Here is a 14,702-nt window from a genome sequence, read left to right as displayed (position 1 = left end):
AGCGTTAACACTTCAAGTCACGCCAGGCCAGAGCTAACACAGCCCCGACGTTCCACAACGCGAGGGACCGCTCCGGCCGGCCCCGCTCGACCGCCCCCGGCGCCCCCATCAGGGTCGCTCTGCGCGGTCGCGGAACACCATTCACTGGAGGAACTGTGCGGAAGCTTTCAGCGGGCCTCGTCGCGGTGGGCCTGACGCTCTCGTTGGCGGCCTGCGGGCAGAGCGCCAACGGAGCCGGCGACGGGGCGGCCAAGGGCGACGCCAAGGGTGGGCTCATCGGCATCGCGATGCCGACCAAGTCGTCGGCCCGCTGGATCGACGACGGCAACAACATGGTCAAGGACTTCCAGGCCAAGGGTTACAAGACCGACCTGCAGTACGGCGACAACGTGGTGGAGAACCAGGTCTCCCAGGTGGAGAACATGATCACCAAGGGCGCCAAGCTGCTGGTGATCGCCGCCATCGACGGCTCCTCCCTCACCAACGTGCTGCAGAAGGCCGCCGATGCGCACGTTCCGGTCATCTCGTACGACCGACTGATCAAGGGAACCCAGAACGTCGACTACTACGCGACCTTCGACAACTACAAGGTCGGCGTCCTCCAGGGCGGGTACATCGTCGACAAGCTCGGTCTCAAGGACGGCAAGGGGCCGTTCAACATCGAGCTCTTCGCCGGCTCGCCGGACGACAACAACGCGACGTTCTTCTTCAACGGCGCCATGAGCGTGCTCAAGCCGTACATCGACCAGAAGAAGCTGGTCGTGCAGAGCGGGCAGACCGACTTCAACCAGGTCGCCACGCTGCGCTGGGACGGCGGTGTCGCCCAGTCCCGGATGGACAACCTGCTGAGCAAGGCCTACACCACCGCGCACGTCGACGCCGTGCTGTCGCCGTACGACGGCATCTCGATCGGCATCCTCTCCTCGCTGAAGGGCGTGGGCTACGGCACCGCGAAGTCCCTGCCGATCGTCACGGGCCAGGACGCCGAGCTGGCCTCGGTCAAGTCGATCATCGCGGGCGAGCAGACCGAGACGGTCTACAAGGACACCCGCCAACTGTCGAAGGTCGCCGTCCAGATGGGCGACGCGCTGCTGACCGGCGGCAAGCCCGAGGTCAACGACACCACCCAGTACAACAACGGCGCGAAGGTCGTCCCGGCCGAGCTGCTCCAGCCGGTCAGCGTCGACAAGGACAACTACCAGAAGATCCTGGTCGACAGCGGCCAGTACACCGCGGACCAGCTCAAGTAGCCCGCGGGGCCCGGTCGGCCGGGCCCCGCGCCGAACCGGCGGTGCGACGCCCGGAAGACCTGCCCGCGCCGCACCGCCCCGAACGATACGGACGCACAACCATGGCTGGACCCGTTCTCGAAATGCGGTCGATCAGCAAGTCGTTCCCCGGCGTCAAGGCGCTCTCCGAGGTCAACCTGACCGTGGCCGCCGGCGAGGTGCACGCCGTCTGCGGTGAGAACGGCGCCGGCAAGTCCACCCTGATGAAGGTGCTCAGCGGGGTCTACCCGCACGGCAGCTACGAGGGCGAGATCCTCTTCGAGGGCGAGCCCTGCCGGTTCAAGGACATCCGGGCCAGCGAGCAGCGCGGAATCGTCATCATCCACCAGGAGCTCGCCCTGGTGCCGTACCTGTCCGTCGCCGAGAACATCTTCCTGGGCAACGAACACGCGACCCGCGGCGTGATCAGCTGGCACCGGACGCTCACCCACGCCGCCGAACTGCTCCGGCAGGTCGGCCTGGAGGAGAGCCCGCAGACCAGGATCGCCGACCTCGGCGTGGGCAAGCAGCAACTGGTCGAGATCGCCAAGGCGTTGGCCAAGAAGGTCAAACTGCTCATCCTGGACGAGCCGACCGCCGCGCTCAACGACGAGGACAGCCGCAAGCTCCTCGACCTGATCCTGGAGCTCAAGGCGCAGGGCATCTCCTGCATCATCATCTCGCACAAGCTGAACGAGATCGCCCGGGTCGCCGACGCCGTCACCATTCTGCGCGACGGCCAGACCATCGAGACCATCGCGATCGGTCCCGAGGGCATCTCCGAGGACCGGATCATCCGCGGCATGGTCGGCCGCGACCTCGAACACCGCTATCCCGACCGCACCCCCGACATCGGCGAGGTCGCCTTCGAGGTCCGGGACTGGACCGTCCGCCACCCGATCGACCAGCAGCGCACGGTGGTCGACGGCGCCTCGCTGAACGTGCGTCGCGGTGAGATCGTCGGGATCGCCGGCCTGATGGGCGCCGGCCGCACGGAACTCGCGATGAGCGTCTTCGGCCGCTCGTACGGGCGTTGGAGCGGTGGCCGGGTGCTGCTGCACGGCCGGGAGGTCCGCACCCGGACGGTGCCCGAGGCCATCCGGCACGGCATCGCGTACGTCACCGAGGACCGCAAGCACTTCGGTCTCAACCTGATCGACGACATCAGCCGGAACATCTCGCTGAGCGCGCTCGGCAAGGTCGCCCGGTACGGCCGGGTCGACCGGCACGAGGAGAGCAGAGTCGCCGAATCGTTCCGGCGGACCATGAACATCAAGGCCCCGACGGTGTTCACCCGGACCGGCACGCTCAGCGGCGGGAACCAGCAGAAGGTCGTCCTCAGCAAGTGGATCTTCGCCGAGCCGGAGGTGCTGATCCTCGACGAGCCCACCCGGGGCATCGACATCGGCGCCAAGGCGGAGATCTACACCGTCATCGCCGAGCTGGCCGCCCAGGGCAAGGCCGTGCTCGTCATCTCTTCGGAACTCCCCGAACTCCTGGGCCTGTGCGACCGGATCTACACCATGGCCGAAGGCCGGATCACCGGCGAGGTCGCCCGCGCCGACGCCACCCAGGAATCCCTCATGCGGCTCATGACCATGAGCACGGCATCCAGCAACGAGCAGGTGTAGGTATGGCCCAGACCGAGATCATCGCGGACTCCGCCCGGAACGGCGCCGAGTCCGACCCGAGTCCGTCCGTCGGCTCCGTGCTTGCCCGCGCGCTGCGCGGCAACGTGCGCCAGTACGGCATGCTGGTCGCACTCGCGCTGATCGTGCTGCTGTTCCAGATCTGGACGGACGGCATCCTGCTCCAGCCGCTCAACATCACCAACCTGATCCAGCAGAACGGCTACATCCTCATCCTGGCGATCGGGATGATGATCGTCATCATCGCCGGGCACATCGACCTCTCGGTCGGCTCGCTGGCGGCCTTCGTCGGAGCCGCCGCCGCGGTGATGATGGTCGAGCACCACATGCCGTGGCCCGTGGCGATGCTGGTCGCGCTGGTGATCGGCGCCCTCGCCGGTGCCTGGCAGGGCTTCTGGATCGCCTACCTCGGGATCCCGTCGTTCATCGTCACCCTGGCGGGCATGCTGCTGTTCCGCGGGGGCACCCAGATCCTGTTGCAGGGCCAGTCGGTGGCACCGTTCCCCAAGGGCTTCCAGAGCATCAGCAGCGGCTTCCTCCCCGAGGTGGGCCCGCACACCGACTACCACAACCTGACCCTGCTGCTCGGTCTCGCGGTGCTGGTCGTCGCGGTCCTCCAGGAGCTGCGCGGTCGGCGGCAGACCGCCTCGTACGGCCTGGAGGTGCTGCCGCTCGGGCTGTTCCTGGCCAAGCTCGCGGTGATCACGGCGGCCGTGGTCGTCTTCACCCTGCTGCTCGCCAGCTACCACGGCGTGCCGATCGTCCTGCTGATCCTCGGTGCCCTGCTGGTCGGCTTCGGCTACCTGATGCGCAACTCGATCATCGGTCGGCACACCTACGCCATCGGCGGCAACGAGGCGGCGGCCAAGCTGTCCGGGGTGAAGAGCAAGCGGGTCGTCTTCCTGGCCTTCACCAACATGGGCGTGCTCGCGGCGCTGGCCGGGCTCGTCTTCGCCGCGCGGCTCAACGCCGGGACCCCGCAGGCGGGCATCAACTTCGAGCTGGAGGCGATCGCCGCCGCGTTCATCGGCGGCGCCTCCGCGAGCGGCGGCGTGGGCACGGTCCTGGGCGCCATCATCGGCGGCCTGGTGCTCGGCGTCCTGAACAACGGCATGTCGCTGGTCGGCGTCGGCACCGACTACCAGCAGGTGATCAAGGGCCTGGTGCTGCTCGCGGCCGTGGGCTTCGACGTCTACAACAAGCGCCGGGCCGGTTCCTGATCCGGCCCGCGGAAGGGCGGGCGTGGTGCCGCGGCACCGCGCCCGCCCTTCCGCGTTCCCACCGCGCGGAGCGGTTCCCCGATGTCTTCCGGTGGACGGCAACCTTCTGCCGCTACGGCGCCCCGTCCTGACCCTGGCGGTCCGGGGCGGACGGCAGGGCCGCGCCGTCCGCCCCGGGGGCGGCCCTGGAAGGCCGCGGAGAAACCGGCGCCCGAGCGGCAACCTTTCCGCCCCCGGCGGCCACTGACCGGTGCAAGGTCGACTCGATCTACCGAATTGGATGGGCATGAGGGCAACGAAGCACGCCGTCCCGAGGGCGCGGCGCGGGCGAGGGCTGGGCATGGGTGGTCCGTTGGCGCTGGTGGCCGTCGGGCTGCTGGTGTGCGTGGCACTCGGGCTCACCGGAGTCAGCGGGGCCGGTTCCGGGCAGCCCGCCGGCGCGGCCGCCGGAGCCACCGCGCAGAGCATGCCCACCACCGCCGACGGTCCGGACGGTGCCACGCCCTCGGCCGTGCCGCCGTCGCCCACCGCGCCGTCGCCGTCGCCGACGCCGTCCACCGGCACGGCGTCGCCCTCGGCTCCGGCCACCTCGAAGCCGTCCGTCGCCTCGAAGCCCTCCGCCACCGCGACGCCGTCGCCCTCGGCGGCCGGCAGCGCGCGTACGGCGGCCGCCGCGGCGGCGCAGGCCGGGCGGATCGAGCCCGGGACGAGCTACCAGGGCGTGGCGACCTCGTACGACGCGGCCGACGGCAACGGCGCCTGCTCGTTCGGCCCCTCCGGCGATCTCATGATCGCGGCCATGAACCACACCGACTACGAGACGTCCAGGGCGTGCGGGGCGTACGTGCGGGTCCGCACCGCCAACGGGGCGAGCGTCACGGTGCGGATCGTCAACGAGTGCCCGCTGCCCTGTGCTCCTGGTCAGCTCGACCTCAGCCACGAGGCCTTCGCCAAGCTCGCCGACCTCTCGGTGGGCCGCCTGCCGATCACCTGGACTCTGTTGAGCCCCGGCGAGCCGGACGGCATGTCCGTCCGGTACAAGACCGGATCCAGCCAGTGGTGGTGCGGGATCCAGGTCATCGGGCACCGGAACCCGGTGGCGGCGCTCGAGGTCCGGACCGCCGGTGGCTGGCGGCAGTTGACCCGCACCGACTACAACTACTTCCTCTCCCCCGACGGCGGCGGGTGCGGCGGTCCGATCAGGGTCACCGACATCTACGGCGAGCAACTGACCGTCGACGGAATCGCGTTGCGGCCGGACGTCGTGCAGTCGACCCGCGTCCAGTTCGCCCGGCATTGAGCGCGCGGCTCGCCCGTCGGCGGGTGACGGCCCCCGGCGGGGGCGGCCACCACTCCACCCCCAAGGAGGGCACTGCTAGGCTCATGCCTCTTGTTAACGCTCACATTGCAGGGAGAGGGCGACCGGGGAACATGCTCCTCGATGACGCGTCCGCGGAATTCCACGACTTCTTCGAACGCCACTACGCCGAACTCGCCCGTCTCGCCCATCTCCTGACCGGTGAGACGGACGCGGCCGACGACCTCGCAGCGGACGCCCTGGTCGCCCTGTGGCAACGCTGGGATCGGCTCCGCGCAGCCGACCACCCGGTGGCCTATGCGCGCGGGGTGGTCGCGAACATGGCCCGGGAGCGGATCCGCAGCGCGGTCCGCGAGCGCCGGCGGGTCCTGCTGTTCTGGTCCCGCAGCCCCGAGAGGACTTCGGGGCCCGACGTCGCGGCCGTGCTGGACGTCCGCGCGGCACTCGCCAGGCTGCCGTTCCGCAAGCGGGCCTGCGTGGTCATGCGACACGCCTTCGACCTCTCCGAGAAGGACACCGCCGCAGCCCTGGGGATATCGGTCGGTACGGTGAAGAGCCAGACCTCGAAGGCGATGGCCGAGTTGGAACAGCTGCTCGGCGCACGAGCGGTCGGCGAACTGACGGCAGGAAGGAGGAACCGGTGAACGAGCACATCTCCCGGCAGCTGCGCGAGGCGGCCGGGGCCCACCAGCCCGACCGCGCGAGGATGCTGGCCCGAGTGCAGCGCGGCGCAGCCGGTCCCGCCCCCCGTCACCGCACGCGGTCGGGCCTGAGGTCCTGGCCCCGGGCCGCGATCGCCGGACTGGCCGCCGCCGGCATCCTGGCCACCGGTGGTCTCGCCATGGCAGGGATCACCCAGGCCCCGCCGCCCTCGGAAGCCACGACCGCTCCGGCGCCCCCATCCCCCGTCGTCACCCCGACTCCGACCCGGCCGGCCCCCCCGGCCGCCACCGCCCCCGCCACCGCTCCCGCCCCGGCCGCCGTCACGCCGCCGAGCCCGCACCCGACCCCCTCGGCCTCGGCCGGCTCCCGGACCCAGAACGGCCCGCTGTGGTCGGCGGGATCGATCGGCTCACACAGCAACGCCTACTGGAGCGAGAGCGACCTCGTCCTCAGGACCAGCCAGCCGCTCACCTCGCTCACCGTGGAACTGCGCGTCGCGCAGACCGGCGGCGTGCGGGACACCGGCAACTGGCGGACCCTGCCGGCCGACGACTTCACCGTCACCGTCCAGGAGGCCGGGGGTGCACTGGTCTACCGCTGGGTCCTCAAGCCGGGCCGCACGGTGCCGCCCGGAGAGCACCAGTTCGCCGGTCAGTACAACCACGCCACCGGTGTGCGTGCGGCCACCGGCGACGGCTACCGCGCCGAGGCCCAGTCGACGGGCGGCCCCGCCACCGTCTGGGGCGGCTTCACTCCGGCGGGCTGACGGCCGGGGTCCGGCCGTCAGCCCGCCGGGGTCCGGCCGGAACCGGTGGTCCGCGGTCGGCCCCACCGGGTGCCGGTCCGCGGCCCGGAAACGGAGCGGGCGCCCGCTCGTGAGAGCGGGCGCCCTGCACCGGCCGAGCTCTGACCGGGCCGGCGGACCGGCCCGGTCAGGGCTCACCGCACGGCCCGTCGGATCAGACGCCGGCCAGCCCCTTCTCGGCAACGGGGGATTCCGGAACCTCCGCGGCGGCCCCCTGCCGCATCCCCTTGAGCAGGACGACCACCGCCGCGGTGAGCACCGTGCCCGCCACGACCGCGAGCAGGTACAGGACCGGGCTGCCGATCAGCGGGAGCACCCAGATCCCGCCGTGCGGGGCCCGCAGGGTGGAGCCGAAGGCCATCACCAGTCCGCCCGCCGTCATGCTGCCGACGATGCTCGCCGGGATGACCCGCAGCGGGTCCGCCGCCGCGAACGGGATCGCGCCCTCGGTGATGAACGAGGCTCCGAGCACCCAGGCCGCCTTGCCGTTCTCCCGCTCCTCGGCGGTGAACAGCTTGCGCCGGACGACGGTGGCCAGGGCCATGCCCAGCGGCGGGGTCATGCCGGCGGCCATCACGGCGGCCATCACCTTGAGGCTGCCGGCGTCCGGAGTGGTGCCCGCCGTGGTGAGCGCACCGGCCGCGAAGGTGTAGGCGACCTTGTTCAGCGGACCGCCCATGTCGAAGGCCATCATCGCGCCGAGCAGCGCGCCGAGCAGGACCGCGTTGGAGCCGGAGAGGCCGTTCAGCCAGTCGGTCAGGCCGTTCATCGCCGAGGCGATGGGCGAGCCGACCACCACGAACATCAGGAAGCCGACCACCGCCACCGACACCAGCGGGATCACCACGACCGGCATGATGCCCCTGACCGCGCGCGGCACGTTCCAGCGGATCATCCACAGCACCAGGAAGCCCGCGGCCAGACCTGACACGATGCCGCCGAGGAAGCCCGCGCCGACCGCCACCGAGACGGCGCCGCCGGCGATGCCTGCGGCCAGTGCCGCCCGGTCGGCGATCGCCCAGGCGATGTACCCGGAGAGGATCGGGACGAGGAAGCCGAAGGAGGCCTTGCCGGTCTGGAACAGCATCGCCGCCCAGCTGTGCGAGGAAGTCCAGTCGAAGTGGCCCAGCACGGACGGCGCGGAGGCGATCTGGTAGCCGCCGACGGCAAAGGCGAGGGCGATCAGCAGACCACCGGCCGCCACGAAGGGGATCATGTAACTGACGCCCGTCATCAGGTACTTGCGCAGCCGCTGGGCCCAGTGCTCACCCGCCGGAGTGCGCGGACCGGGAACCGGTGCACCGGTGGGACGTGTGCCCCCGCCGTACTCGGCGACCAGTCCTGCGGCCTGGGCGATCAGGTCGTCGGCGCGGTTGACGGCGGCCTTCACCCCCACGTCCACGGTCGGCTTGCCGGCGAAGCGGGCGCGGTCCCGGACCTCGACGTCATGGGCCAGGATCACCGCGTCGGCGGCCGCGATCACCTCGGGCGCGAGCACCGTCGTCCCGGCCGACCCCTGGGTCTCGACCTCGATCCGCGCACCCGCCCGGGCGGCGGCCAGTTCGAGGGCCTTGGCCGCCATGTAGGTGTGGGCGATGCCGGTCGGGCAGGAGGTCACGGCGACCAGCCGCAGCTCGCCGTGCGGAGCGGCCGCCTCGGGGGCCGGAGCCGGGGACGGGGCCGGAGCCGCCTCCGGAGCGACGGCCGGCACCTCCTCGCCGTTGATCAGGGCCGCGACCGCGCCCGGGCTCCCGGCGTCGCGGAGGGCACCGGTGAAGGCGGGGTCCATCAGTCGGCGGGCCAGCGCGGCGAGGATCTGCAGATGGGTGTCGTCCGCACCGGCCGGCGCGGCGATCATGAAGACCAGGTCGGCCGGCCGTCCGTCCGGGGCGTCGAAGTCCACGCCCCTGGTACTGCGGCCGAAGGCCAGGCTCGGCCGGGTGACGTGTGCCGATCTGCAGTGCGGGATGCCGATCCCGTCCCCCATCCCGGTCGGGGCCTGGGCCTCGCGGGCGGCCACGTCGGCGAGGAAGCCGTCGAGGTCGGTCACCCGGCCCTCGGCGACCAGCCGCTGGGCGAGGGAGCGGAGGGCTTCGCCCTTGTCCGTCGGGGCGAGGTGGAGATCAACGAGTGCGGGTGTGGTCAGTCCGCTGGTGTCGCTCATCGTGTCGGTCCTTCAACTGGTGCCTGACAGTCTTCCCTTGCCCCCGGGAATGGTCGCCGTTCCGTCCCACACGGTCGGGCGTGCTGCCTCCGGCTGGAGGCCGTTCTCAACCGCGGAGCGGTCGTTCGAGCGGGATGTCCGCCGTCACGACCACGGCGGCCGGGTCCAGATCGGCCGGGGTCGGCATGACGCTCCCCGGCAGTTGCACGGCGGCGGCGCCGTGCGCCAGTGCCGCCGCCAGTGCCTCGGGGCCGGTGCCACCGGCTCCGAGGAAGCCCGCGAGCGAGGCGTCGCCCGCTCCCACGTCGCTGCGCACGACGGCGACCGGTGCGCTGCCGAACCAGCTGCCCTCCTCGGCGATCAGCAGCATCCCGTCCGCACCGAGGCTGGCCAGGACCTGCTGGGCACCGCGCTTGCGCAGTTCCCCGGCCGCGTCCACGGCGTCGCCGACGGTGGTGACCTGGCGGCCCACCGCCTCGGCGAGCTCCTCCCGGTTGGGCTTGACCACGTCGGGACGGGCCGAGAGCGCGGCGAGCAGCGCGGGGCCGGAGGTGTCCAGGGCGATCCGGGCGCCGCCCGAGTGCACCTGGGCCACGAGCTGGGCGTACCACTCGGGCGCCAGCCCGCGCGGCAGGCTGCCGCAGCAGGCCAGCCAGTCGACGTCGTTGCCGGTGCCCCGTCCGATCCGCTGGGTGTCTCGGACGAGCGCCAGCAGCGCTGCCGACTCGGCGGCGCTGAGCTCTGGGCCCACCGCGTTGATCTTCGTGAGGCCGCCGCCGTCCTCGGCGATCGAGACGTTGATCCTGGTGTCGCCCGCGATGGTGACGGCCGCCACGTCGATGCCCTGGCGTCGCAGCAGATCGGAGAGCAAACCGCCGGAGAGGCCGCCGAGCGGCAGGACGGCCGTGGTGCGGTGGCCCGCGGCGGTCAGCGCCCGGGAGACGTTGACGCCCTTGCCGCCGGGATCGAGCCGATCGTGCGCGGCGCGGTTGACCTCGCCCGGGGTGAGTGTCGGCAGCTCGTAGGTGCGATCGAGACTGGGGTTCGGGGTGATGGTGACGATCATGCGCGGATGACTTCCGGTCCGTGGTTCTCGATCTCGGTGGTCTGCTCGTCGGTCAGTCCAGTGTCCGTGACCAGCACGTCGACCTGGTCCAGCGAGCCGAACCGGGCGAAATGGCGGGCGCCGTACTTGGAGGAATCGGCCACCAGAACCACTCGGCGTGCCCCGGCGAGCATCGCCCGCTTGACGGCGGCCTCGGCGAGGTCCGGCGTCGACAGGCCGCCCTCCGGGGAGAAGCCGTTGGTCGCGACCACCGCGACGTCCGCGTGGATGTCGGCCAGGTCGCGCAGCGCCCAGGCGTCGACGGCCGCCTGGGTGCGGTGGCGCAGCCGCCCGCCGACGAGGTGCAGGGCGAGCGCGGGGTGGTCGGCCAGCCGGGCCGCGACCGGGAGGGCGTTGGTGACGACGGTGAGGGCACAGTCGACGGGCAGCAGGGCGGCCAGCCGGGAGACGGTCGTCCCGGCGTCCAGGATCACGCTGCCCTCGCCGGGCAGCAGGGCCAGGGCGGCCCTGGCGATGCGCTCCTTCTCGGCCGCGGCGGTGGAGTCCCGTTCGGCCAGGCCGGGTTCCAGGTGCAGCGCGCCGACGGGAAGCGCCCCGCCGTGCACCCGGTGCAGCAGACCGGCCCGGTCCAAGGCGCTCAGGTCACGCCGGATGGTCTCCTGCGTGACGCCGAAGTCCTCGGCCAGCGTCGGCACGTCCACCCTGCCCCGCTCCTGGGCGAGGCGGAGGATCTGTTGCTGCCGCTCCGGTGCATACATGTGGGTTCGGGTCCGTTTCATGTCCGTTTACGCCTGGTGAAGCCCGACCATACGCGCTTCGGACCGAAAAGCAAGAGGTCGTTCCACCTCTCGCCGGATTCGTGGATTGCGCCCGAATGTGTTGACATCTCCGCGTAACCGGGCGTAGAACCAACCGAAACAACGCTCAAACGGGCGTGAAACCACAGGGTGCCCGGTCTCCGCGACCGCCCCCGTATGCGATTACCAGGCACCCGGCCCCGGTGGCCCGCGCTTCACCCTTCGCGCGGGCCACCGGATCCGCCCTCCCACCGACCCGGTTCCCACCCGGGTCGGCGACCGTCTTCTCCATCTCCCCCCAAGGACTCCCCATGCCCTCGATCCAGATCACCGTCGGCTCCAGCAGCGGTCTGCACGCCCGCCCGGCATCCCTGTTCGTCCAGGCCGCTTCCCGCCGGCAGGCCAAGGTCACCGTCGGCCGCCCCGGCCAGGCCCCGGTCGACGCCCGCAGTCTGCTGTCCGTCCTCGCCCTGGCCGCCCGATGCGGCGACACCCTGGAGCTCACCGCCTCCGGCGACGGGGCCGAGGAGGCGCTCGAGGCGCTCGCCGACCTGCTCTCCTCCGACCTCGACGCCGCGGCGTGAGGGACCTGATGCGCGGGATCGGCGTCGGCACCGGCAGCGCGGCGGGCCCGGTCGCCCGCATGGCACCCGTCCCGGCACTGCCCGCGCCGAGGGCCGTCGCCGACCCGGCGGCCGAGGCGGCGGCGGTCCGCGCCGCCCTCGGTGCGGTCGTCACCGACCTGGAGGAGCGCGCCGCCCGTACGAGCGGCACCGGCTCCCAGGTGCTCTCGGCCCTGACCATGATGGCCGCCGACCCCGCGCTCGCCGACCGGGCCGCCGGGCTCGCCGAGCAGGGCACCGACGGCGCCCACGCGCTCGCCACCGCCTTCGACGGCTTCCGCGCCGCGCTGGTCGCCGCCGGCGGCTACTTCGCGGAACGCGCCCCCGACCTGGACGACCTGCGCGACCGCGCGGTGGCCCACCTGCTCGGCCTGCCGACGCCGGGCCTGCCCGACCCCGGGCACCGGTACGTCCTGGTCGCCGAGGACCTGGCGCCCGCCGACACCGCGCTGCTCGATCCCGAACGGGTGCTGGCCCTGGTCACCGTTCGCGGCGGACCGACCAGCCACACGGCCATCCTCGCCAAGGCCCTCGGCGTGCCCGCGGTGGTCGGCTGCACGGGCGCCTCGGAACTGGCGGACGGACAGCAGGTCCTGGTGCACGGCGCGGACGGCGTGGTCGAGCCCGACCCGAGTCCGGAAGCGGTCGAGCGGGCCGCCGCGCACGAGCACCGGCGCCGCGAGCTGCTGGCCGGGTTCCAGGGGCCCGGCCGCACCGCGGACGGCCACCCGGTCTCTCTGCTGGTCAATCTGGGCGCGCCGCACGAACTGGCCGGCGCGGCCGCTGCCGACGCCGAGGGGGTGGGGCTGTTCCGTACCGAGTTCCTCTTCCTGGACCGCGCCGAGGCTCCGGGCCTCGCCGAACAGGCCGCCGCCTACCGGAAGACCTTCGCGGCGTTCGCCGGCCGCCGGGTGGTCGTGCGCACGCTGGACGCGGGCGCCGACAAACCGCTGCCCTTCGTCCTCTCCGCCGACGAGCAGAACCCCGCGCTGGGCGTGCGCGGTCTGCGGAGCGCCGTGCGCGATCCGCAGCTCCTGGAGACCCAGCTCGCCGCGATCGCCGAAGCCGCCCGGGACAGCACCGCGCAGGTCTGGGTGATGGCCCCGATGGTGTCCGTCCCGCGTGAGGCCGCCGAGTTCGCCGCCCGGGCCCGCGCGCACGGCCTGCCGATGGCCGGTGCCATGATCGAGGTCCCGGCGGCCGCCCTGCGCGCCGACCGACTGGCCGAGTCCTGCGACTTCTTCAGCGTCGGCACCAACGACCTGGCCCAGTACGCCTTCGCGGCCGACCGGACGCTCGGCGACCTCGCCGAGTTGCTCGACCCCTGGCAGCCCGCCCTGCTCGAACTGGTCGCCACCGCGGCGCGGTCGGCGGCCGGGCACGGCCGTCCGATCGGCGTCTGCGGCGAGGCCGCCGCCGACCCGGCACTCGCCCTGGTGCTGGTCGGCCTCGGGATCACCAGCCTGTCCGCCGCGCCTGTCTCCCTCCCCGGGCTGCGGGCGGCGCTGGCCGCCCACACTCTCGCGCAGTGCCGCGAACTCGCCGGGCTGGCCCTGCTCGCCGACGACGCCGCGACCGCGCGCGCCGAGGTCATGTCGCGCATGTCGGAACGCTGAGCCGTCGTCGTCCACCGGGACCGAGCAGCGCGCCGCCGCACCGAACTCCGGTGCGGCGGCGCGTCGTTCGGCCCTTCCTGGTTCGTCAGGCGGCGGGGGCTCCGCTGCCCGCGATCACCTCGGGCCGCAGCAGGGCGGCGAGCCGCTCTGCCGGCAACAGGCCCTTCTCCAGAACGAGTTCGGCCACGCCGCGGCCGCTGGCGAGGGCCTCCTTGGCGATCTCGGTGGCGGCCGTGTACCCGATGTGCGGGTTGAGGGCGGTGACGAGGCCGATGGAGTTCTCGACGGTCGCGCGCAGCACCTCGGTGTTGGCGGTGATGCCGACGACGCAGCGCTCGGCCAGGGTGAGGCAGGCGGCGCGCAGATGGGTGATCGACTCCGACAGCGAGTGCAGGATGATCGGCTCGAAGGCGTTGAGCTGGAGCTGGCCCGCCTCGGCGGCCATGGTGACCGCGACGTCGTTGCCGATCACCTCGAAGGCGACCTGGTTGACGACCTCGGGGATCACCGGGTTCACCTTGCCGGGCATGATGCTCGAACCGGCCTGCACCGGCGGCAGGTTGATCTCGCCCAGGCCCGCCCGCGGCCCGGAGGAGAGCAGTCGTAGGTCGTTGCAGGTCTTCGACAGCTTGACGGCGATGCGCTTGAGCACGCCGGACATCTGGACGAACGCGCCGCAGTCCTGGGTGGCCTCGACCAGGTTGGCGGCGGTGACCAGGGGCAGCCCGCAGATGTCCGCGAGGTGGCGGCGGGCTGCCTCGGCGTATCCGGCCGGAGCGTTGAGGCCCGTGCCGATCGCGGTGGCGCCGAGGTTGATCTCGTAGATCAGCTCCACGGCCTCCGCGAGCCGGCTGCGGTCCTCGTCCAGCATGACCGCGAAAGCCGAGAACTCCTGACCAAGGGTCATCGGCACGGCGTCCTGCAACTGCGTGCGGCCCATCTTCAGGACGTCCCGGAACTCGACGGCCTTGCGGGCGAAGGCGTCCTGGAGGACGGCCATCGCGTCGAGCAGGCCACGCACCGCGTAGACGGTGGCGATCCGGACGGCGGTCGGGTAGACGTCGTTGGTGGACTGGCCGAGGTTGACGTCCTCGTTGGGGTGCAGGTGCGGGTACTCGCCCTTGGCGTGTCCCAGCAGCTCCAGCCCCCGGTTGGCGACGACCTCGTTGGCGTTCATGTTGGTCGAGGTGCCGGCGCCGCCCTGGATGACGTCGACGACGAACTGGTCGTGCAGCTTTCCGCCGCGTATCTCCCGGCAGGCGGCGACGATCGCGGCGGCCTTCCGGGGCTCCAGCAGGCCGAGTTCCTCGTTGGCGAGGGCGGCGGCCTCCTTGACGGCGGCGAGGGCGTCGATCAGGTGCGGGTACGTGGAGATGGGCGTGCCCGTGATCGGGAAGTTCTCGGTCGCGCGCAGGGTGTGGACGCCCCAGTAGGCGTCGGCGGGGACGTCGCGGTCGCCGAGCAGGTCGTGTTCGCTCCGGGTGGCGGTCGTCATCGTGTGCGGGTCCTCTTC

The 14,702-nt window shown here is 72.2% G+C and carries 12 protein-coding genes; 8 read left to right on the top strand and 4 right to left on the bottom strand.

Features of this window, described 5'->3' with window-relative positions:
- Positions 1–155 precede the first annotated feature (155 nt).
- The 6 genes from chvE (at position 156) to HS99_RS02860 (ending at position 6,884) form a co-directional block, all read left to right on the top strand.
- Entirely contained in the window at positions 156–1,250 is a 1,095-nt protein-coding gene (gene chvE, locus HS99_RS02885) for a multiple monosaccharide ABC transporter substrate-binding protein (protein ID WP_030550343.1), read from the top strand.
- Between the two features lie 101 nt (positions 1,251–1,351).
- Positions 1,352–2,899 (top strand): multiple monosaccharide ABC transporter ATP-binding protein, encoded by a 1,548-nt coding sequence (gene mmsA / locus HS99_RS02880; RefSeq protein ID WP_030550341.1) that lies wholly within the window; start codon positions 1,352–1,354, stop codon positions 2,897–2,899.
- A 2-nt stretch (positions 2,900–2,901) separates the two neighbouring features.
- Positions 2,902–4,137, top strand: coding sequence for a multiple monosaccharide ABC transporter permease (gene mmsB / locus HS99_RS02875; protein ID WP_030279228.1), 1,236 nt, complete (start codon positions 2,902–2,904; stop codon positions 4,135–4,137).
- Positions 4,138–4,477: 340 nt separating this feature from the next.
- Positions 4,478–5,437, top strand: coding sequence for an expansin EXLX1 family cellulose-binding protein (locus HS99_RS02870; protein WP_232790780.1), 960 nt, complete (start codon positions 4,478–4,480; stop codon positions 5,435–5,437).
- Between the two features lie 131 nt (positions 5,438–5,568).
- On the top strand, positions 5,569–6,099 hold the full coding sequence (locus HS99_RS02865) for a SigE family RNA polymerase sigma factor (RefSeq protein ID WP_030279223.1): 531 nt from the start codon (positions 5,569–5,571) through the stop codon (positions 6,097–6,099).
- A complete protein-coding gene (locus tag HS99_RS02860; RefSeq protein WP_030550337.1) occupies positions 6,096–6,884 on the top strand; it encodes a hypothetical protein in 789 nt (262 codons plus the stop codon). Before HS99_RS02865 ends, HS99_RS02860 begins: the two co-directional genes overlap by 4 nt.
- Positions 6,885–7,077: 193 nt before the next feature.
- Here HS99_RS02860 and HS99_RS02855 read toward each other — a convergent pair whose 3' ends face one another.
- The 3 genes from HS99_RS02855 to HS99_RS02845 all read right to left on the bottom strand — a co-directional run bounded on the left by HS99_RS02855 (position 7,078) and on the right by HS99_RS02845 (position 10,911).
- The gene (locus tag HS99_RS02855; RefSeq protein ID WP_030550335.1) at positions 7,078–9,087 is read right to left on the bottom strand and encodes a PTS fructose transporter subunit IIABC; all 2,010 of its coding nucleotides are present in this window, start codon (positions 9,085–9,087) and stop codon (positions 7,078–7,080) included.
- A gap of 106 nt (positions 9,088–9,193) precedes the next feature.
- Complete coding sequence (pfkB, locus tag HS99_RS02850) at positions 9,194–10,153, bottom strand: 1-phosphofructokinase (RefSeq protein WP_030279218.1); 960 nt, start codon at positions 10,151–10,153, stop codon at positions 9,194–9,196.
- On the bottom strand, positions 10,150–10,911 hold the full coding sequence (locus HS99_RS02845; RefSeq protein ID WP_030279217.1) for a DeoR/GlpR family DNA-binding transcription regulator: 762 nt from the start codon (positions 10,909–10,911) through the stop codon (positions 10,150–10,152). Before HS99_RS02845 ends, pfkB begins: the two co-directional genes overlap by 4 nt.
- A gap of 350 nt (positions 10,912–11,261) precedes the next feature.
- On the opposite strand from HS99_RS02845, the gene HS99_RS02840 reads away from it, so the two are divergent.
- On the top strand, positions 11,262–11,534 hold the full coding sequence (locus HS99_RS02840) for an HPr family phosphocarrier protein (RefSeq protein ID WP_030279216.1): 273 nt from the start codon (positions 11,262–11,264) through the stop codon (positions 11,532–11,534).
- An 8-nt stretch (positions 11,535–11,542) separates the two neighbouring features.
- Complete coding sequence (locus HS99_RS02835) at positions 11,543–13,189, top strand: putative PEP-binding protein (RefSeq protein WP_078938578.1); 1,647 nt, start codon at positions 11,543–11,545, stop codon at positions 13,187–13,189.
- 85 nt (positions 13,190–13,274) lie between these two features.
- Here the strand turns inward: HS99_RS02835 and aspA are convergent, their stop codons facing one another.
- Complete coding sequence (aspA, locus tag HS99_RS02830; protein WP_030279214.1) at positions 13,275–14,684, bottom strand: aspartate ammonia-lyase; 1,410 nt, start codon at positions 14,682–14,684, stop codon at positions 13,275–13,277.
- Positions 14,685–14,702 lie beyond the last annotated feature (18 nt).

The sequence above is a fragment of the Kitasatospora aureofaciens genome (assembly GCF_001188955.3).
Taxonomy (GTDB): Bacteria; Actinomycetota; Actinomycetes; order Streptomycetales; family Streptomycetaceae; genus Kitasatospora; species Kitasatospora aureofaciens.
The sequence above is the reverse complement of the archived record's forward strand: the minus strand, read 5'-3'. Positions and strand labels throughout refer to the sequence as shown.

Coding starts and splice junctions, on each gene's coding strand:
- mmsA (WP_030550341.1), top strand. CDS start 1,352: ATGGCTGGACCCGTTCTCGAAATGCGGTCGATCAGCAAGTCGTTCCCC.
- mmsB (WP_030279228.1), top strand. CDS start 2,902: ATGGCCCAGACCGAGATCATCGCGGACTCCGCCCGGAACGGCGCCGAG.
- HS99_RS02870 (WP_232790780.1), top strand. CDS start 4,478: ATGGGTGGTCCGTTGGCGCTGGTGGCCGTCGGGCTGCTGGTGTGCGTG.
- HS99_RS02865 (WP_030279223.1), top strand. CDS start 5,569: ATGCTCCTCGATGACGCGTCCGCGGAATTCCACGACTTCTTCGAACGC.
- HS99_RS02855 (WP_030550335.1), bottom strand. CDS start 9,087: ATGAGCGACACCAGCGGACTGACCACACCCGCACTCGTTGATCTCCAC.
- pfkB (WP_030279218.1), bottom strand. CDS start 10,153: ATGATCGTCACCATCACCCCGAACCCCAGTCTCGATCGCACCTACGAG.
- HS99_RS02845 (WP_030279217.1), bottom strand. CDS start 10,911: ATGTATGCACCGGAGCGGCAGCAACAGATCCTCCGCCTCGCCCAGGAG.
- HS99_RS02840 (WP_030279216.1), top strand. CDS start 11,262: ATGCCCTCGATCCAGATCACCGTCGGCTCCAGCAGCGGTCTGCACGCC.
- HS99_RS02835 (WP_078938578.1), top strand. CDS start 11,543: ATGCGCGGGATCGGCGTCGGCACCGGCAGCGCGGCGGGCCCGGTCGCC.
- aspA (WP_030279214.1), bottom strand. CDS start 14,684: ATGACGACCGCCACCCGGAGCGAACACGACCTGCTCGGCGACCGCGAC.